The 19,616-nt window shown below is 56.1% G+C and carries 17 protein-coding genes and 1 pseudogene; 10 read left to right on the forward strand and 8 right to left on the reverse strand.

Annotated elements, in window-relative coordinates:
• Positions 1 to 2 precede the first annotated feature (2 nt).
• Complete coding sequence (locus D4100_RS03720) at positions 3 to 452, reverse strand: GNAT family N-acetyltransferase (RefSeq protein ID WP_119803137.1); 450 nt, start codon at positions 450 to 452, stop codon at positions 3 to 5.
• A 254-nt stretch (positions 453 to 706) separates the two neighbouring features.
• Between D4100_RS03720 and D4100_RS03725 the strand changes: the two genes are divergently transcribed.
• On the forward strand, positions 707 to 1,576 hold the full coding sequence (locus tag D4100_RS03725) for a fructosamine kinase family protein (RefSeq protein WP_006320305.1): 870 nt from the start codon (positions 707 to 709) through the stop codon (positions 1,574 to 1,576).
• Between the two features lie 40 nt (positions 1,577 to 1,616).
• Here D4100_RS03725 and D4100_RS03730 read toward each other — a convergent pair whose 3' ends face one another.
• Positions 1,617 to 2,177, reverse strand: a complete 561-nt coding sequence (locus tag D4100_RS03730; protein WP_006320306.1) for a YniB family protein — start codon at positions 2,175 to 2,177, stop codon at positions 1,617 to 1,619.
• A 187-nt stretch (positions 2,178 to 2,364) separates the two neighbouring features.
• Between D4100_RS03730 and D4100_RS03735 the strand changes: the two are divergent.
• The 6 genes and pseudogenes from D4100_RS03735 to D4100_RS03760 all read left to right on the forward strand — a co-directional run.
• A pseudogene (locus D4100_RS03735) lies at positions 2,365 to 2,604 on the forward strand (protease); the annotation flags it as partial.
• A gap of 64 nt (positions 2,605 to 2,668) precedes the next feature.
• Entirely contained in the window at positions 2,669 to 3,334 is a 666-nt protein-coding gene (gene hxpB / locus D4100_RS03740; protein WP_006320308.1) for a hexitol phosphatase HxpB, read from the forward strand.
• Between the two features lie 256 nt (positions 3,335 to 3,590).
• Positions 3,591 to 4,427, forward strand: coding sequence for a 5-dehydro-4-deoxy-D-glucuronate isomerase (gene kduI / locus D4100_RS03745; RefSeq protein WP_006320309.1), 837 nt, complete (start codon positions 3,591 to 3,593; stop codon positions 4,425 to 4,427).
• A gap of 58 nt (positions 4,428 to 4,485) precedes the next feature.
• Positions 4,486 to 5,247 carry a 2-dehydro-3-deoxy-D-gluconate 5-dehydrogenase KduD gene (kduD, locus tag D4100_RS03750; protein ID WP_006320313.1) on the forward strand — a complete coding sequence of 254 codons (762 nt, stop codon included), beginning with the start codon at positions 4,486 to 4,488 and terminating at the stop codon, positions 5,245 to 5,247.
• 207 nt (positions 5,248 to 5,454) lie between these two features.
• Positions 5,455 to 6,003: a metal-dependent hydrolase gene (locus D4100_RS03755; RefSeq protein WP_006320317.1), complete on the forward strand. Its 549-nt coding sequence runs from the start codon at positions 5,455 to 5,457 to the stop codon at positions 6,001 to 6,003.
• 183 nt (positions 6,004 to 6,186) lie between these two features.
• Positions 6,187 to 7,578 carry an L-cystine transporter gene (locus tag D4100_RS03760; protein ID WP_006320323.1) on the forward strand — a complete coding sequence of 464 codons (1,392 nt, stop codon included), beginning with the start codon at positions 6,187 to 6,189 and terminating at the stop codon, positions 7,576 to 7,578.
• Between the two features lie 127 nt (positions 7,579 to 7,705).
• Here the strand turns inward: D4100_RS03760 and kdgR are convergent, their stop codons facing one another.
• The gene (gene kdgR, locus D4100_RS03765; protein WP_006320324.1) at positions 7,706 to 8,497 is read right to left on the reverse strand and encodes a DNA-binding transcriptional regulator KdgR; all 792 of its coding nucleotides are present in this window, start codon (positions 8,495 to 8,497) and stop codon (positions 7,706 to 7,708) included.
• A gap of 230 nt (positions 8,498 to 8,727) precedes the next feature.
• On the opposite strand from kdgR, the gene D4100_RS03770 reads away from it, so the two are divergent.
• Positions 8,728 to 10,122: an MFS transporter gene (locus D4100_RS03770; protein WP_006320326.1), complete on the forward strand. Its 1,395-nt coding sequence runs from the start codon at positions 8,728 to 8,730 to the stop codon at positions 10,120 to 10,122.
• 52 nt (positions 10,123 to 10,174) lie between these two features.
• Here the strand turns inward: D4100_RS03770 and htpX are convergent, their stop codons facing one another.
• The 5 genes from htpX to D4100_RS03795 all read right to left on the reverse strand — a co-directional run bounded on the left by htpX (position 10,175) and on the right by D4100_RS03795 (position 15,095).
• On the reverse strand, positions 10,175 to 11,053 hold the full coding sequence (gene htpX / locus D4100_RS03775; RefSeq protein WP_006320327.1) for a protease HtpX: 879 nt from the start codon (positions 11,051 to 11,053) through the stop codon (positions 10,175 to 10,177).
• A gap of 197 nt (positions 11,054 to 11,250) precedes the next feature.
• Positions 11,251 to 11,631 carry a DUF4260 domain-containing protein gene (locus D4100_RS03780; RefSeq protein ID WP_119804104.1) on the reverse strand — a complete coding sequence of 127 codons (381 nt, stop codon included), beginning with the start codon at positions 11,629 to 11,631 and terminating at the stop codon, positions 11,251 to 11,253.
• Positions 11,632 to 11,726: 95 nt separating this feature from the next.
• Positions 11,727 to 13,772, reverse strand: a complete 2,046-nt coding sequence (prc, locus tag D4100_RS03785) for a carboxy terminal-processing peptidase (RefSeq protein WP_119803141.1) — start codon at positions 13,770 to 13,772, stop codon at positions 11,727 to 11,729.
• Between the two features lie 19 nt (positions 13,773 to 13,791).
• Positions 13,792 to 14,502: an RNA chaperone ProQ gene (proQ, locus tag D4100_RS03790; protein ID WP_004943519.1), complete on the reverse strand. Its 711-nt coding sequence runs from the start codon at positions 14,500 to 14,502 to the stop codon at positions 13,792 to 13,794.
• 95 nt (positions 14,503 to 14,597) lie between these two features.
• Positions 14,598 to 15,095, reverse strand: a complete 498-nt coding sequence (locus D4100_RS03795; RefSeq protein WP_006320331.1) for a GAF domain-containing protein — start codon at positions 15,093 to 15,095, stop codon at positions 14,598 to 14,600.
• A gap of 604 nt (positions 15,096 to 15,699) precedes the next feature.
• On the opposite strand from D4100_RS03795, the gene yebS reads away from it, so the two are divergent.
• Together yebS and D4100_RS03805 are read left to right on the forward strand one after the other, a co-directional pair.
• Entirely contained in the window at positions 15,700 to 16,947 is a 1,248-nt protein-coding gene (gene yebS, locus D4100_RS03800) for a membrane integrity lipid transport subunit YebS (RefSeq protein ID WP_006320332.1), read from the forward strand.
• Positions 16,916 to 19,546 (forward strand): PqiB family protein, encoded by a 2,631-nt coding sequence (locus tag D4100_RS03805; RefSeq protein WP_119804105.1) that lies wholly within the window; start codon positions 16,916 to 16,918, stop codon positions 19,544 to 19,546. The genes yebS and D4100_RS03805 overlap by 32 nt, the downstream gene beginning before the upstream one ends.
• Positions 19,547 to 19,616 lie beyond the last annotated feature (70 nt).

A 19,616-nucleotide genomic window follows, 5' to 3' on the forward strand; every position in this document is an offset into this window, starting at 1 on the left:
CGTTATTGCTGCCGGTAGATATCTGGCCGGACGATATGCCAGACATAATCCTGACGATTCATCGCTTCATATCCCACTTTTTGATACAGCCAAGGCGCGGTGCCCGTCACCAGCATAATGCGCCGTAGCTGTTGCAGCGTCGGGTGTTCCAGCATACAGTCCATCAACCAGCGGGCCAGCCCACGCCCCTGATAATCCGGCGCGACAAACACATCGCACAGATAACCGAAGGTGGCGTAATCCGTCACCAGACGCGCAAAACCTATCTGTTGCCGGTGATGATACAGGCCAAAGCACAGGCTGTTGTCGATGGAGAGTTGCACCCTCTCCCGCGAAATGCCAGGCGCCCAGCTCGAGGTGGTCAAAAATGCGTGGGTGAACGCCAAATTTAATTCACTTTTGTCCGTGTCGATCAGGTATTCGCCGTGCTGCCATTGCTGTTTCTGCGCCATTACTTCCTCATCTTATTGATTAGAAAAGTTATCTTGTATGCCTGCCGTTACCACCAGCCGGATAAACATCGCTCCGGTGCCACGAAGTTGCAATAGGCCCTGTGCTTAAATGAATCAATAGCGTATATACTTTGAGCAAACGCGAATGGCGAAAAAATCGCCTGCCGTTGGTGCCAATGTGCGCCAGGTCGTGTTTTTGGAAGGGTAAAGAGGCTAACCTAATGAATTCGCAGGCAACACAGAGGGGGTGTACCATGTGGCAAGCCGTTAGCCGTCTGTTAAGTGAACATCTTGGCAGCGCAGAAATCCGCGAAAGGACTGAACTGCCCGGGGGAGATATCCACCCGGCATGGCGCGTGAGTTACGGTGACAACGAGGTATTTGTCAAATGCGATGCCCGCGAAATGCTGCCTATCTTTACCGCCGAAGCCGATCAACTGGCATTGCTGGCACGCAGTAAAACCGTGCGGGTACCGCAGGTTTATGGCGTCGGCAGCGATCGTGACTACAGCTTCCTGCTGCTGGAATACCAGCCGCTGAAACCCTTCGACGCCCACGGCGCCCATTGCCTCGGCCAACAGCTGGCCCATTTGCACAAATGGAGCGAACAGCCGCAGTTTGGCCTCGACTTCGATAACGATCTGACCACCACTCCGCAACCCAACGCCTGGCAACGCCGCTGGTCGGAATTCTTTGCCGAACAACGTATTGGCTGGCAACTGCAGTTGGCGGCGGAGAAAGGCATGACCTTTGGTGATATTGACGAAATTATCGACGTGGTGTATCTGCGCCTGCAACACCATCAGCCGCAGCCTTCACTGCTGCATGGCAATCTGTGGCCGGGCAACTGCGGCATGACCGCCAACGGCCCGATCCTGTTCGATCCCGCCAGCTACTGGGGCGATCGCGAATGCGATCTGGCGATGCTGCCGCTATATCCTGAACTGCCGCCGCAGATTTATGACGGTTATCAGAGCGTCTGGCCGTTGGATCATGGGTTTATTGAACGCCAACCGCTGTACCAGCTGTATTACCTGCTTAACCACAGCAATCTGTTCGGCGGCCAGCATCTGGTCAAGGCGCAGCGTGCGATAGAAGCCTTGCTGCGCCCTCAATCCCGATAGTATCAAGGCGCTAAATGCAGCGCCTTGACTTGGCCGCGCCTTAAGCCGCGCCGGCCAGTTGACCAAGCAACTTGATGACGAACCAGGCAATTACCGCGATCACCACCGGCAAAATGTACAGCGGGAAGTACTGCAGAAAAATGGTGTGGCGTGGCAGCGTAATGCGTTCTTCCAGTTGCGCGCGCGTATGCCCTTCATCGCCCTTGGCCTGTTCGAGAATCATCTGGTCCTCCAGGCCTTCACGGATAAACCTCACCTGGCGCGACATGCGCGCGCCTGATGCCTGTAACGCCAGCCCGACAAAAATCAAAAAATAGATAATGATAAACATCAGATTGGCACCGCTGAACAGGCTTCTCGCTACGTCCGGCACCGGCGAGTTATACCAGAAGATATTCAGGAACGGCGTATTGAAGCGCACCATATCCACCATCACGTGGACGAAATCCAACATCACCGCATTAATGCCTTTGGTCTTCTCACTGTGTTGATAGAAAAACAGCAGCAGCGAGATCAGCGTTGACAGCAACGCGGGGATGAAAACCACCCAGCCAAGAATACGTTTCACAATGGCGATGCGCCCAGCCTGTTGATACGTCATGTGTTCCCCTTGTAAGCGACGTAACCGTAATTGGCTAAGTCTACCTGTAGTTACCGAAACTCGCCCACCGTTTTCTTTCGCCTCGCTGTGCTACAAGCGTAGCCGGGATTGGCCGTTTTCAACAACTTAACGGCGACAACCCATTCCCATTAAATGGCTATAGAGTTAATGTAATCATTCTGAAAGGCGTCGTTTTCTGTTTTTAATCCTCGGCCCTCACCTGTGGATGCTGGCGATGCCGCGTAGCCGTGGCGAGAGCATGACCTGGACGCCGGGGCAGATACTGGACTATGCGCGCAGGCTGCAACAGGTTACCGAGCAACAGTACCAGCGCTGGTGGTCAAAACTGCGAGATCTGTGGCGTATCCTGCGTTTCGGCAAGGCGCCCAAAGCGAATGCGGCGCAATCAGGCAGGCAAAAATTTTAGTCTGGTTCCCGGCGATGATAAAGTGGCGAGTACATTCACCGACGCCGGCAGGAGTTAATCGCTAATGGCCTATTCGCAACGCATTGAAACCGCTATTTTTGATATGGACGGTTTGTTGATCGACTCAGAACCTCTGTGGTTACAGGCGGAACTGGATATCTTTGGCGCACTGGGGCTGGATCTGTCTGACCGCCATAAACTGCCTGACACTCTCGGGCTGCGCATCGATCTGGTGGTAAAAATGTGGTATCAGGCCATGCCGTGGCAAGGCGTGTCGCTAGAGGAAGTCTCTGCGCGGATTATCGAACGCGCCATTGAACTGGTGCATGAAAAACGGCCGTTGCTGCCGGGCGTGCAGCAGGCATTGGAACTGTGCCGCAGCCTGGATCTGAATATCGGCCTGGCCTCCGCATCGCCACTGCACATGCAACAACAAGTGCTGAAGATGTTCGATCTGGCGGGGTATTTCGATCAGTTGGTATCCGCCGAATATCTGCCTTACAGCAAACCGCACCCGGAAGTTTACCTTATCGCCGCCGAACGTCTCGGCAGCGATCCGTTGCGCTGCATCACGCTGGAAGACTCGTTCAACGGCATGATTGCCACCAAGGCCGCGAGAATGCGTTCAATCGTCATCCCGGCGCAAGAGTATCGCCACGACACACGCTGGGCACTGGCGGACCATAAGCTCGATACCCTCGAACAGCTCACGCCCGAGCATCTGGCGTAATCTTCGCGGCGGCGTTATCCCGCTGCCGCCCTGCCTCTCTTTTATCTTCAGGTTCCCCCGCTAACTTTCAAAACCATGCCTTGGGTCATAAAATAAATAAAACATTATTTCATTTTTATTGAATTAACGTACCACTCTCTTTATGCTGGGACATCAAGAAAGCGCCGGGTGGCCGGCGAGCGCTGTCACTGCCACGCAGCGCAACTCTGCCGTTCGGCGCTTTCTCCCGCATTTCTTTAGTCAAAGAGGCATTGAGATGGACGTCCGTCAAAGCATTCATAGCGATCACGCCAAACAGCTCGACACCGCCGGCCTGCGCCGCGAGTTTCTGATCGAGAAAATCTTCGAAACCGACAGCTATACCATGACCTACAGTCACATTGACCGCATCATCGTCGGCGGCATCAACCCGGTGAGCAAAACGGTGACTATCGGCAGTGAAGTAGGCCAACAGCTTGGCGTCAGTTACTTTTTGGAGCGCCGCGAGCTGGGCGTAATCAATATCGGTGGCGCCGGGGTCATTACCGTCGACGGCGAAACTTACGAAATTGGCCATGAAGAAGCCCTGTATGTCGGCCAGGGCGCTCAGAACGTCGGCTTCAGCAGCCTCGACCCGGCCAAACCGGCCAAGTTCTACTACAACAGCGCCCCGGCGCATACCCGCTACCCGAATCGGAAAATCACGCTGGCAGAAGCCTCCCCTCAGACGCTGGGCGACGACGCCACCAGCAACCGCCGCACCATCAATAAATTCATCGTGCCGGACGTGCTGCCGACCTGTCAGCTCACCATGGGCCTGACCAAACTGGCGCCAGGCAATCTGTGGAATACCATGCCCTGCCACACCCACGAGCGACGCATGGAAGTCTATTTCTATTTCGATATGAACGACGAAACGGCGGTATTTCACATGATGGGTCACCCGCAGGAAACCCGTCATCTGTTGGTGCATAACGAGCAGGCCGTGATCTCCCCAAGCTGGTCTGTTCACGCCGGCGTAGGCACCCAGCGCTACACCTTTATCTGGGGCATGATTGGCGAGAACCAGATCTTTGGCGATATGGACCACGTTGCCGTCAGTGAACTGCGCTGATCCCCTTTCCCCTGTAATGGCTGCGCGGCACCCGGCCGCGCGGTGAGAGAGTATGATTATGGTTGCTGATTCTTTTGATTTAACCGGTAAGGTGGCGCTGGTGACAGGTTGCGACACCGGATTGGGCCAAGGCATGGCGGTGGGTCTGGCACAGGCGGGCTGCGATATCATTGGCGTCAATCGTAGCCGCCCGCAGCAGACTCAGGACAAGGTCAGGGCACTCGGTCGGCGTTTTCTCGATCTGCACGCTGACCTGAGCACCATCGACGTCATCGCGCCCCTGCTGGAAAACGCCGTCGCCGAATTCGGTCACATCGACATTCTGGTGAATAACGCCGGTATCATCCGGCGCGACGACGCCATCGATTTCAGTGAAAAAGACTGGGACGATGTGATGAACCTGAATATAAAAACCCTGTTTTTCATGGCGCAGGCGGCGGCCAGGCAGTTTATCCGGCAAGGCGGCGGTGGCAAGATCATCAATATCGCCTCAATGCTCTCCTATCAGGGGGGCATTCGCGTGCCATCCTATACCGCGTCAAAAAGTGCAGTGATGGGGGTGACGCGGCTGTTGGCCAACGAATGGGCGAAACATGGCATTAACGTCAACGCCATTGCCCCCGGCTACATGGCCACCAATAATACCGAGCGGTTGCGTGCCGATGAGGATCGTAATCTGGAGATTCTGGAGCGCATCCCGGCCGGGCGCTGGGGCCTGCCGGAAGATATGATGGGGCCGGTGGTATTTCTGGCATCGCGCGCTTCGGATTACGTTAACGGCTATACCCTCGCGGTCGATGGCGGTTGGCTGGCGCGCTGACGTGTAGTTTATCCACACCGGGCTCTGCATACAGAGCCTGTTTTGCCTCCGCGGTTTCACAAACGCGCAATGCATAATTTGTTACGTAACAACTCGTTGTAAAACCGGGGAAAATAAACAATTAGTTACAGGGTAACCGCTTCCGCTACTGTTAATTTTCCCATATACTGGATAAATTAACAGTTTACCAGCCGGAACAACAGCAGCATGACCGCGGAAGGGCATCTTATTTTCTCTGTCGCTTGCGCGATTTTCGCCAAGAAGGCCGAAGTGACTCCAGAGCTGGCTGCCGGAGACTGGTGGCACATCATTCCTGCCGCGCTGCTGACCTCACTGCTGCCCGATATCGATCACCCCAAATCGGTACTGGGCCAACGCCTGCGCTGGATCGCCATTCCCATTTCCCGTGCCTTTGGGCATCGCGGTTTCACTCACAGCCTGTTGGCAATCGCCGGGGGCATGGCGCTGTTTCAGTTAGACGTGCCACGCAGTTGGCCAATTCCGCCCGACGTGCTGCATGCCATGATTATTGGCTATTTCAGTCACCTGTTGGCCGACATGCTCACCCCTGCCGGCGTGCCGTTGCTTTGGCCCTGTCGCTGGCGTTTTCGCCTGCCGGTGCTAAATTCTCAGAAAGGCAACCAACTGGAGCGCGCCCTGTGCCTATGCCTGGTGGCTTTCGCTATCTATTGGCAAGGAGGTTGCACCATTCCAGTGCAGTCCTACTTTGAACAAATCAAAAATATCAGACTGTGATCACAAAAATTCGACCACTAAATATTCATAAAGTATATTAATCGAACAAATTCATATTCAAAGTTATATCAAATTCCATTTGGATATAAGTGAGCCGTTGCGCAAACTGTTACGATATTTGGTATCGCTACATCTTGGTGCGTAGCCGTTTTTATATAAGAAAAATGATTGGAGACATTGGGGATGAATTTTCCGCTGGTAATTAACGTGGTGGTTTTTGTCGCCCTCCTTTTGCTGTTGGCGCAAACCCGCCATAAGCAATGGAGCCTGGCGAAAAAAGTACTGGTCGGCCTGGTAATGGGCGTAGTGTTCGGCCTGGGCCTGCAACTGGTGTATGGCTCGGACAACCCGGTCCTGAAAGAATCCATCAGCTGGTTCAACATTGTCGGTAACGGCTATGTGCAACTGCTGCAAATGATCGTGATGCCGCTGGTATTCGCCTCAATCCTGAGCGCGGTAGCCAAGCTGCATAATGCCTCTTCTCTGGGCAAAATCAGTTTCCTGACTATCGGTACCCTGCTGTTCACCACGCTTATCGCCGCGTTGGTGGGTGTGCTGGTGACCAACCTGTTTGGCCTGACCGCGGAAGGCCTGGTGCAAGGCACGCAAGAAAGCGCGCGCATGGCGGCCATCCAGAGCAACTACGTAGGTAAAGTGGCGGATCTGACCGTACCGCAGCTGGTGTTGTCGTTCGTGCCGAAAAACCCGTTTGCCGATCTGACCGGCGCCAGCCCGACCTCGATCATCAGCGTAGTGATCTTCGCTGCCTTCCTGGGCGTGGCTTCGCTGCAATTGTTGAAAGACGATAAAGAGAAAGGCCAGCGCGTGCTGGTGGCTATCGACACCCTGCAAGCCTGGGTGATGAAGCTGGTGCGTCTGGTGATGAAACTGACCCCGTACGGCGTGCTGGCGTTAATGACCAAAGTGGTGGCCGGTTCCAACATCCACGACATCGTCAAACTCGGCAGCTTCGTGGTGGCGTCTTACCTCGGTCTGGCAATCATGTTTGGGGTACACGCCCTGCTGCTGGCCTTCACCGGCGTTAACCCGGCGAAATTCTTCCGCAAGGTCTGGCCGGTGATCACCTTCGCCTTCACCAGCCGCTCCAGCGCCGCCAGCATTCCGCTGAACGTTGAAGCGCAGACTCGCCGTCTGGGCGTGCCGGAATCCATCGCCAGCTTCTCCGCGTCGTTCGGCGCCACCATTGGCCAGAACGGTTGTGCAGGCCTGTATCCAGCGATGTTGGCGGTGATGGTTGCGCCAACCGTTGGCATCAACCCGTTGGATCCGGTGTGGATCGCCACGCTGGTGGGTATCGTCACCATCAGCTCCGCCGGCGTTGCCGGTGTGGGCGGCGGCGCCACCTTCGCCGCGTTGATTGTGCTGCCTGCGCTTGGCCTGCCGGTCACGCTGGTCGCCCTGCTGATTTCGGTCGAACCGCTGATCGACATGGGCCGTACCGCACTGAACGTCAGCGGTTCAATGACCGCCGGCACCGTCACCAGCCAGTTGATGAAGCAGACGGACAAAAGCATTATGGACAGCGAAGACGAAGTCGAACTGGCTCACCAGTAAGTATCGTCCGCAATAAAAAACCGGAGCTGCGATGCTCCGGTTTTTTTATGTCTGCGATAACGATTCGTTTAAAGGATAAAGGCGCTTCCGTGAACGGCGCACCTTTACGCATCAAACGCCGGCAGGCTCAGAATGGGTAATCGTGATAGCCCATTTGCTCGGAAATGTTGCGTGCGGCGGTATGCAGGCGTTTAACGTAATCCGCCTTGGCATCTTCGGAGAAACGGATGGTGGGGAACGAGATGCTCAGCCCGGCGATCACCACGCCAAAGCGGTCGAAAACCGGCACCGCAATGCAACGCAGCCCCTCTTCCTGCTCTTCAATGTCTTCGCCCACCCCGTGCTCACGTACCTGATCCAACACCGACAGCAGCGCAGTGGCGCTGGTAAGGGTATGCGGAGTACTGCGGGTAAATTCAATCTGCGACAGGATTTCTTCCACTTCCGCACGATCGCGCCAGGCCAGCAACACTTTACCGATAGCGGTGCTGTGCAGCGGATTGCGGCGGCCAATGCGTGAATACATACGCAGGTTATACATTGAGTCGATTTTATGGATATAGACAATGCTATCTTCATCCAGCGCACCGAGGTGAATGGTTTCACGGGTGTGATTCGACAGCTCGCGCATCTGAATATCGGCGCTGCGGATCAGATCGACGTTCTGCAGCGACTTGGCGCCGAGTTCAAACAGCTTGAGAGTAAGCGCATATTTTTCCGACTCCCCTTCCTGCGAGACATAACCCAGCGACTTCATGGTCTGCAGAAAACGGTAGACGGTGCTTTTGGACATCATTACCCGTTGGGAAAGTTCGGTAATGCCGATCTCGCGTTCCTCGCCCAGTGCTTGCAAGATACCGAACACTTTCAGCACTGATGAAACAGAATCCGGTTGTTTATCTAGATCTGCGTTAGCCATAGTAAATATCCTACTCAGCTTTTTCTGTTTTAAGAAATTTGAACAAGGGTTTCAGTATACGCGCAAGCCCTGATGCCACGCAATGGAGCCAAAAGGGTAATGCCAGAAGCTGAATGGATTAGGCCCACCCTCATCGGTTATTACAATTGAGCCGGCCAGCGAAGGTGCAATCACCGACGAATATGATTAGCATATTAATATTCCCCCGTATTAATACCCTTGAGATCAACATGCGTTCTTGTACTGACGGCCTCCCCGTCCCGCAACGCTATGGGGCCATCCTCGCCATCGCCCTGGGCATTACCGTTTCCGTGCTTGACGGTGCGATCGCCAATGTGGCGCTACCCACCATCGCACGCGATCTTAACGCCAGCCCGGCCAGTTCGATCTGGGTGGTTAACGCCTATCAGTTGGCCATTACCATTTCACTGCTGTCGCTGGCTTCGCTCGGCGACCTGATTGGTTATCGCCGCATCTATCAGGCCGGTTTGCTGGTGTTCAGCATTACCTCGCTGTTTTGCGCCCTGTCCGATTCGCTGGTGACCTTGACCATTGCCCGCGTGCTTCAGGGGTTTGGTGCCGCCGCCATCATGAGCGTCAACACCGCGCTGATCCGCATTATCTATCCGCAGCGCTTTCTCGGGCGCGGCATGGGCATCAACTCACTGATTGTCGCCTTTTCCTCGGCGGCAGGCCCCACGGTGGCGGCGGCGATACTGTCCGTGGCGTCCTGGCAATGGTTGTTCGCCATTAACCTGCCGATTGGCATTGTGGCGCTGGTGCTGGGAATGAAGTTCCTCCCCGGCAATAGCCAGAAAAGCAGCAATCAGCGTTTTGACCCGACCAGCGCCGTGATGAACGCCCTGACCTTCGGGCTGTTGATCACCGCCATCAGCGGCTTTGCCCAGGGCCAGAGCCTGACGCTGATATTCAGCGAGATCGCCGCACTGCTGGTTATCGGATTCTTCTTCGTCCGCCGCCAACTGCGACAAGAGTTTCCGTTGTTGCCGGTCGACCTGCTGCGCATCCCTATTTTCGCCCTGTCGATGGGCACCTCCATCTGTTCCTTCGCCGCGCAAATGCTGGCAATGGTCTCGCTGCCGTTCTTTTTGCAAAGCACGCTGGGCCGCGATGAGGTGGCTACCGGACTGCTGCTGACACCCTGGCCGCTGGCGATTATCGTTATGGCGCCGATCGCCGGACGACTGGTGGAGCGGGTTCACGCCGGGTTATTGGGCTGTATCGGGCTGGGAGTGTTTGCCCTGGGGCTGTTCCTGCTGGCGCTGCTACCGCATAACCCGTCGGATCTGGACATCATCTGGCGCATGGTGCTGTGCGGCGCCGGCTTCGGGCTGTTCCAGTCGCCGAATAACCACACCATCATTTCTGCCGCGCCCCGCAACCGCAGCGGCGGTGCCAGCGGCATGCTCGGCACCGCCCGCCTGTTAGGACAAACTTCCGGCGCCGCACTGGTGGCACTGATGTTCAACCTGTTCCCCACCTCAGGTACTCACGCTTCGCTTATCCTGGCCGGTGCCTTCGCCACGCTGGCGGCCGCGGTCAGCAGCCTGCGTATCACCCAACCGCGCGCGGAACCGGCGGAACGCAGCCCGCAAGCCAAATAGCAGACATAAAAAAACCCCGGCAAGCCGGGGTTTTTAACATTCTTACTTAACGTTACTTCAGGTACTGACCTGAACGCAGCGCTTCGATACGCTTATCGAGCGGCGGGTGCGACATGAACAGTTCGCTGAACGACTTGGATTTGCCGTTGATGCAAAACGCCATCATGCTGCCCGCTTCCTGCGGCTCGTAGCTGGTTTTCAGACGCTGCAGCGCTGCAATCATCTTCTCGCGGCCCACCAGTTTGGCGGAGCCTGCGTCGGCGTAGAACTCGCGGTGGCGTGAGAACCACATGGTGATGATGCTGGCCAGAATGCCGAACACCAGTTCCAGCACCATCGACACGCCGAAATAAATCATCGGGTTGCCGTTGCTTTCGCCTTCACCGTCGCGGTTGCCGAGGAAACCGGCGGCTACTTGTGCAATCAGGCGAGAGATAAAGATCACGAAGGTGTTCACGATACCCTGAATCAGCGTCATGGTGACCATATCGCCGTTGGCGACGTGGCTGATTTCGTGCGCGATAACCGCTTCAGCTTCATCCCGGCTCATGCTCTGCAACAGGCCGGTACTGACGGCAACCAGCGAAGCATCACGGCGTGCGCCGGTGGCGAAAGCGTTAATGTCCGGTGCGTGGTAAATAGCGACCTGCGGCATGGCAATGCCTGCCTGCTGCGACTGACGGCGCACCGTTTCGAGCAACCAGTTTTCGGTTTCGTTACGCGGCTGTTCAATCACTTCCCCGCCTACGGAGCGCAGCGCCATCCATTTGGACATCAGCAGTGAGACAAACGCACCGCCGAAACCGAACAGACCGGCCATAATCATCAGGCCCTGAACGCTACTGGATTGGATTCCTGTCAGGCTGAGCACCAGCCCGAAAACCAACATCACCGCCAGGTTGGTGAGCAGGAACAGAGCTATACGCATCATAAAATGTTTACTTCCTCATAAATGTTAACAAAACGCTGCCTTGGATACCCTAGATCGTATGGGCATTCGTCACAGTTTCAAGAGTTGCACGCCATTAACCTACTAAAAATACGAAACTTTACAAAATCGGCATTCCAGCATGGCTTTTCAAATTGTAAACGATTGTTGCACAAGGCGGTGGTTTTTCTGACAACAAGTCAGTGGTGTTTGTCATCCAAACGCCCGAGGTGGGTATAGGCAAAACCTTGGGCATATTTCAACCCGTAGCCCAAGGTGCGGTCAAAGCCGATATGGGCACACCAAATCAGCGCCGTCATCAGCCAGTACGGTTGTGGGGAAAAGACAAACGCCAAGGCGCACAGCGCCGGGCCGATATAGGAATGAACAAGGTTATAACCGATCGCCCCCGTCTTTTTGCCAAACGCATAGCCCAGGAACGAAATGTCCGGTATCAGGAAACAGCCCGCGAACAGCCACCAACTGTAATCCCTGTAGTGATACAGCGCTACGGCCAACAACAGAACCAGCAACGACTCAAACCGCAGAGTAACGCGCATCGGGGGAGTTAACTCACTCATCATTGCCTCACTGGGTGTTTAACGTCTCAATGTGCCTTCAGCGGCACCCAACAAAAAACGCACCCGAAGGTGCGTTTTTTATTTACCCGGCTGCGTTACTTCGCTGCCGGCTGCTGGGTTGGCTGCGCCTGTTCAAGGTGAGCCAGATCCAGCGCGATATGCACGCTTTCATCCAGGTATGGATCCGGTTCCTGGTAATCCTTCGGCAAATCTTCCAGCGCCTTCAGCGGCTTTTTACCGGCGCGCTGCAGGCGATCGTTAATGCGCTGCAAACGGGTAGCGTCATCATCGTGGTTCTCTTTCTCGCGCTGGGCAAGATTGAGTGAGACGATGTTACGCTTGTCTTTCAGCGCCTTGTAATGGGCGATGTCCTGCGCGATGTACTGGAACTCCGGATCCTTGGCTATACGCTGCTCATGGTCTTTCAGCAGTTCAGGATCGAAAGGTGTCAGGTCGCCGGTTTTGCTGTAGGTAGCCGCGTTGATGCTGTCCCACGGCATGGCGTTGTCTTCAAACGCCTCGCCGGTTTCCGCTGGATCGACGCCGGTAGGCATCAGGATATCCGGCGTTACGCCCTTACGCTGAGTACTGCCGCCGTTAACGCGGTAGAACTTCTGGATGGTGTATTGCACCGAGCCCAGCGCCGGCCATTCCGGCCGCAGCATTTGATCGTAAATGCGGTTCAGCGAACGATACTGCTGCACGGTACCTTTACCGAAGGTCGGTTCACCGACAATCAGCGCACGGCCGTAGTCCTGCATCGCCGCAGCAAAGATCTCGGAAGCCGAGGCGCTGAAGCGGTCAACCAGCACCACCAGCGGGCCTTTGTAGTAAACGATGCCGTCAGCGTCGGCGTCTTCACGCACTTTGCCGTTGTTATCACGCACCTGCACTACCGGGCCGCTCGGAATGAACAGGCCGGAAAGCGAGACCGCTTCGGTCAGCGCGCCGCCGCCGTTGGTGCGCAGATCGATGATCAGGCTCTTGACGTTCTGCTTGGCCATTTTCTGCAGTTGCACTTTCACGTCATCGGTCAGGCCCACGTAGAAGCCAGGAATGTCCATCACCGCGACTTTCTCTTTGCCGACGGTCTTGATGGTCATTTTCACCGCACGGTCTTCCAGGCGGATACGCTCACGGGTCAGTGTAACAACGCGGGTTTTGGTGCCCTTGCCGGCCGGCAGGATTTCCAGGCGCACTTTGCTGCCCTTCGGTCCCTTGATCAGGGAAACCACGTCGTCCAGACGCCAGCCGATAACATCGACTACAGGTTTCCCGGTCTGGCCGACGCCGACAATGCGGTCACCCACGGTGATCGCCTTGCTCTTCGCCGCCGGGCCACCCGGCACCATGGAGTTGATCAACGTGTAATCGTCATCCATCTGCAGTACCGCACCAATACCTTCCAATGACAGGCTCATCTCGGTGTTGAACTGCTCGGTGTTGCGCGGGGAAAGATAATTGGTGTGCGGGTCGATCTCATGCGCAAAGGCATTCATCGCCAGCTGGAACACGTCTTCGCTGTTGCTTTGCGTCAGGCGCTTGATGGCGAACTGATAGCGTTTGGTCAGCGTCTCGCGGATTTCTTTGTCGGTCTTGCCGGTCAGCTTGAGGTTCAGCTCGTCATATTTGACTTTCGCATCCCACAGGCTGTCCAGTTCGGCCTTGTCTTTCGGCCACGGCGTTTTGCTGCGGTCGAGATCGATAGTGTCGTTGCCGGTAAAGTTCATCGGCTTTTCGAGCAACGACAACGCATAGGTGTAACGCTCAAAACGGCGTTTCTGGGCCAGATTGTACAGCGCATAGGGCGTATCCAGCTTACCGCTTTTCAGTTCTTCGCCCAGCTGATTGCGCTTGTCGGCGAACTGCGCCACGTCGGAGGCCAGCAACACGTTATGGTTGTAGTCCAGCATATTCAGGTAACGATCGAAGATCTTGCCTGAAAAATCCGCATCGAGGGCAAACTGACGGTAATGAGAGCGAGTGAAGCGCGAGGTTACGCGCTCACTCACAGTAGCATGCTGCGGCTCCTGATGAAGCTGAGGCAGTTGGTCGATGCGGATGTTGGCTGTATCCGCTCCGTAACTGACACCCGCCCACAACAGACCCGCGACTGCTGTTAATCTGACAAATTTGTTCATGCCTTGGTTGGCCTCCGTATCAGAACTGCAAGTGTTCTGCGCGCACAATCATCGCCAGACCGGAAGAGAGCTGCACACGTACGCCATCTTTAGCGATTTCAAGTACGGTTGCATCCATCGCGCTCTGGCCTGCTCTGACTTTGATTTCCTGGCCAATTTGCAGTTTAGAGATATCCGTGACTGGCACATGACGCTGCTGGCTTTCCTCTTTTGCTGCACGAGGTTGACGAGCTTGCTGTGGACGAGTTTGTGGGCGCGGCTTGCGGTTCTCCGGTGCGGCTCCGCCTTCGCGACGTGCAGCAGGTTTTTTACCGGCTGGACGTGGACGGCGTGGCTCGGCATCGGCTGATTCACCGGCAGCTTCACGTTTTTTGGCATTTTGTTCGGCACGCTGTGCCTGAACGCGCGCTTTGGCTTCTTCAAGCTGTTGGCGGGCATGATCGACATGCTGCTGTTCCAGCTCACCGCACGGGTTACCGTCCAGATCGACGCGCTGCGCGCCAACTTTGACACCGTACAGATAACGCCAGCTTGAGGTGTACAGGCGCAGTGCAGAACGTAATTGCGTTTTGCTTAAGCTTTCTTCCCCCTGAACACGCTCTACCAGATCTTGAAAAATACCGATTTTCAACGGGCGAGCTTCGCCCTCGGCGCTAAAGCAGAGCGGAAAACGCTCGGCAAGAAAAGCAATGACTTCTTTACTAGAGTTCAACTTAGGTTGATTTTCCATGAAATTTCCTGATTACAACGGGTTGCCAACAAGCCACAGGCATGAACAGGCGTCATTATAATGACGTCATCGGTAAATGCCACGTTAACCGTAGATCAACTTGCCGCCACAGTGACGTATTTCGCACTATCACAGTGTTCCAGTTGCGCGCAAAGCCCCGCCACCACTGCTTCCAGGCCCAGTTGGTCCTGTTCGTCGAAACGTTGATAAACTGTGCTGTCGATATCAAGAACGCCGATGATCTGACCGCTAACCTGCAGCGGCAGTACGATTTCCGCATTACTGGCCGCGTCGCAGGCGATGTGCCCCGGGAACGCGTGGACGTCGCCAACGCGCTGCACGCGATTTTCCGCCACTGCGGTTCCGCATACACCCTTGCCCACCGGAATGCGCACGCAGGCGATTTTGCCCTGGAACGGGCCGAGCACCAGCTGGTTGCCGTCCATCAGGTAAAAGCCGGCCCAGTTGACGTCGTCAAGACGTTCATTAATCAATGCGCTGGCGTTGGACAGTGCGGCAATGAAGTTGGTTTCCCCGTCGAGCAACGCACCCAAATCGCGTTTTAATTCCGCGTAGAATTCTTCTTTTGTCATTGGTTAACCATGGTTATCTGTTCCCGTGCTTAATAGAGAGAAACACAGGAACCAGTCATAATGTGCGCAAGCTACAATAGATTTGATTTTCTATTGTATATCATGCAGGTAGTTTCGCTGTCTTGCCATTTTCCTGTCGGCTTACCCCCAGCATAATTGCTATTGCGCCGCGTTGTCCAAAGCAATCATGAGACGTTTTGAAACAGGGAGTTAGCGCAAGGAACCCACGATCAAGCACCCTGAGTTTTATTCTTTTAATATCAATAAATTGAGGGTTCAGACGATTAACACCGTTCAGGGCCGGCAAAAGGTTTCGCCACCGACAGCCCGCAAACGACTGCCGTGACTATAATGAAGCCATGTCCAGCCAGGCCAAACCAAGAAAACGCTGCGGTGATGGCCGGCCCGCATTGCCCTTCCTACAAAAAATGCGTATAGCCGTCGGGTTATTCATCTGTTGCTTCACAAACCCCTGCCGGGCAAGGTATGTTTGCCTCGCAGAAACCCTGTTTACCGCCCCGCGCTTTACCCGAAGCGGGTTACAGCAGGTTTATTTTTCAGCTACGCTATCCATCCGGCGGGCTTTAGAGCAGCTTTTGTCATGATGAAAATACACGCGATCACCGGCCCCCTTTCCAAAGCACGCCACCAGCGCTGTTGCGAATGCGACCTGCTGTTCGTGTTACCGCCGCTGAACGGCAATCAAGCCGCCTACTGCCCGCGCTGCAATGCTAAAGTGGTGCATGGCCGCGACTGGTCGATGACCCGCCTGACCGCCATGGCGGTGGCCATGCTGCTGCTGATGCCTTTCGCCTTCAGCGAGCCGCTGATCAGCATACGTTTGCTTGGCACGCGCATTGACGCCAGCCTGCTGGAAGGCATCTGGCAAATGAGCAGCCAGGGCGACCCTCTCACCGCCAGCATGGTGGCGTTCTGTACCCTGGGCGCCCCGCTGACGTTAGTGCTGTCGCTGCTTTACCTGCGTTTCGGCCACGCCTTCGGCATGAATTTACGCCCGGTACTGCTGATGCTGGAGCGGTTGAAAGAATGGGTGATGCTCGATATTTACCTGATCGGCATGGCGGTAGCGGCGATAAAAGTCAAAGAGTATGCCGATATCCAGGCCGGCAGCGCGCTGATCGCCTACCTGTCGCTCACACTGCTCAGCATCCTGACCCTGATCCACCTCAATCTGGAACAGCTGTGGGAGCGCTATTACCCGCAGGAACAGCCGGAAGGCCCGCCGACGGCGCTGCATGTTTGCCTGTCGTGCCATTTCACCGGCTATCCGGACGAGCGGGGACGCTGCCCGCGCTGTCATATCCCCATGTGTCACCGCCAGCCCTACAGCCTGCAAAAAACCTGGGCGGCGCTGATTGCGGCGATGATCTTGCTGATCCCGGCCAACCTGCTGCCGATTTCCATCGTTTACGCCAACGGCGCACGGCTCGAAGACACCATTTTCTCCGGGGTAGTATCGCTGGCAACCTCCGGTAACGCGCCGATCGCCGCTATCGTTTTTATTGCCAGCGTACTGGTGCCCTTTACCAAAGTCATAGTGCTGATCACCCTGCTGTTCAGTATCCATTTCAAGACCTCGCACAGCCTGAAAACGCGTATTCGCCTGTTGCGGCTGGTCACCTGGATCGGCCGTTGGTCCATGCTCGATCTGTTCGTTATTGCGTTGATGATGTCGCTGGTGAATCGCGACCAGCTGTTATCTTTTACTATGGGGCCGGCAGCCTTTTACTTTGGTTCGGCGGTCATTTTAACTATTCTTGCCATAGAGTGGCTGGATAGCCGATTGATTTGGGATGCACATGCAACAGGAAACGCCGAATACACCGACTGAAGCGCGGGTCAAAAACAAGCGCCGCATTTCGCCATTCTGGTTACTGCCGTTTATCGCCCTGCTGATCGCCGGATGGCTGGTCTACAGCAACTTTCAGGAACGCGGCAGCACGGTTACCATCGATTTTCAGTCGGCGGCGGGCATAGTCGCAGGCCGTACCCCGGTGCGCTATCAAGGGGTTGAAGTCGGCACCGTGCAAAGCATCAGCCTGAGCAAGGATCTGCGCAGCATCGTGGTTGAAGCCAGCATCAAGAGCGATCTGGAAGATTCGCTGCGCGAAGGCACCCAATTCTGGCTGGTTACCCCAAAAGCTTCGCTGGCCGGCGTTTCAGGCCTGGACGCATTGGTAGGCGGTAACTATATCGGCATGATGCCGGGCAGCGGCAAAGAGCAAACCCATTTCACCGCCCTCGACACCCAACCCAAATACCGTCTGAACACCGGTGAGCTGATGATTCACCTGCACGCCGAGGATCTCGGCTCGCTCAACACCGGTTCGCTGGTGTATTACCGTAAAATCCCGGTCGGCAAGGTGTACGACTACACCATCGCTGAAGGCAATAAGGGCGTCACCGTCGACGTGCTGATCGACCGCCGTTTCGCCAATCTGGTGAAAGGTAACAGCCGTTTCTGGAATGTTTCAGGCTTTAAGGGCGATTTCAGCCTGGCGGGCGCTTCGGTGCAGGTTGAGAGTCTGGCGGCGCTGGTCAACGGTGCGATAGCCTTCGACTCACCGCCCGACGGTCAACAGGCCAAGGCCGACCAAAGCTATGACCTGTACCCGGATCTGGCGCACAGCCAACGCGGCGTGAACATTACGCTGGATCTGCCGAGCGGCAATAACCTGAACGAGAACCGCACGCCGCTGATTTACCAGGGGCTGCAGGTGGGCACCCTGACCAAGCTGACACTGCAGCAGGACAGCAAGGTCACCGGCGAACTGACCGTCGATCCCTCGGTGGTGGATTTGATGCGCAGCGGCACGCGCATTGTGATGCGCAGTCCGCGTCTCAGCCTTAACAACGCCAAAATCAGCCAACTGCTGACCGGTAATACCCTGGAACTGGTGCCGGGCGACGGGGAACCGCAGCAACATTTCAACGTACTCGACAGCAGCGAAACCCTGCTGCAACAGCCGGGCGTGCTGACCGTGACGCTCAATGCCCCGCAAAGCTACGGCATCGACGTAGGCCAGCCGCTGATTGTGCACGGCGTCAAGGTCGGCCAGGTGATGAGCCGCGCACTGACCGACAGCGGCGTAGTCTTCACCGCCGCCGTCGAAGCCCAATACCGTCGCCTGCTGCATAAAGACAGCAAGTTCGTGGTCAACAGCCACGTCGACGTCAAACTGGGGATCGACGGCATGGAAGTGCTGGGCGCCAGTGCGCAAGAGTGGCTGGACGGTGGCGTGCGCATTATCCCCGGCAGCAAGGGCGAGCCGGTAGGCCAATATTCGCTGTATGCCAACGCCGAGAAGGCCGAAGCCGGCATTGTCGGTAACAGCCCGATGCCAACACTCACGCTGAATGCCGACAGCCTGCCGGACGTGCAGACAGGTTCGGTGGTGCTGTACCGAAAATTCCAGGTGGGCGAGATCGTTAATGTGCGTCCGAAGGCCAACGAGTTTGAGGTGGACGTCTATATCAGCCCGGAATACCGCAAACTGTTGACCAGCGAAAGCATCTTTTGGGCCGAAGGCGGCGCCAAGGTGCAACTGAACGGCAGCGGCCTGACGGTGCAGGCTTCGCCGCTCAACCGGGCGCTGAAAGGCGCCATCAGCTTCGACAATCTGCAGGGCGTCACATTGGGCAAAGGCGCCAAACGCGTGCTGTATGCCAATGAAACCGCCGCCCGCGCGGTGGGCAGCCAGATAATCCTGAAGACCTACGACGCCAGCAAACTGTCACCCGGCATGCCGTTGCGTTACCTCGGCATCGATATCGGCCAGGTAGATTCGCTGAAGCTGGCGCCGGAGCGCAATGAAGTGCTGGCCAAGGCGGTGCTGTATCCGGAATACGTACAGACCTTCGCGCGTCTGGGCAGCCGTTTCTCCGTAGTGTCGCCGGAAATTTCCGCTGCCGGAGTCAGTAATCTCGATACCCTGCTGCAACCCTATATCAACGTCGAACCGGGGCGCGGCCGCGAACTGCGCAGCTTCGAACTGCAGGAAGCCAGCATCACCGACTCGCGCTATCTGGACGGCCTGAGCGTGATCCTCGATGCGGCAGAAACCGGTTCGCTGCAGGTCGGCACGCCGGTATTGTTCCGTGGCATGGAAGTAGGCACCATCACCGGCTTCTACCTGGGCGCCATGTCCGACCGCGTCCACGTTGCACTGCGCATCAGCAAGAAATATCAGCATCTGGTGCGCAATAACAGCGTGTTCTGGCTGGCCTCGGGCTATAACTTGCAGTTTGGCCTGACCGGCGGCGTGATCAAGAGCGGCACCTTCCAGCAGTTCATCCGCGGCGGCATCGCCTTCGCCACCCCGCCGACCATTCCGCTGGCACCGCAATCGGCACCGAACAAACACTTCATGCTGAATGCGGAGGAGCCGAAAGACTGGAAAGAATGGGGCACGGCGATCCCAAGGAATTAAACCCGTTACTCCATGCCGGCAGGGGCGTCCCTCTCCCTGCCGGCCCATTTTATGCTAGAATCCCGCCCTT

This window comes from Serratia inhibens, from assembly GCF_003591175.1.
Lineage (GTDB): Bacteria > Pseudomonadota > Gammaproteobacteria > Enterobacterales > Enterobacteriaceae > Serratia > Serratia inhibens.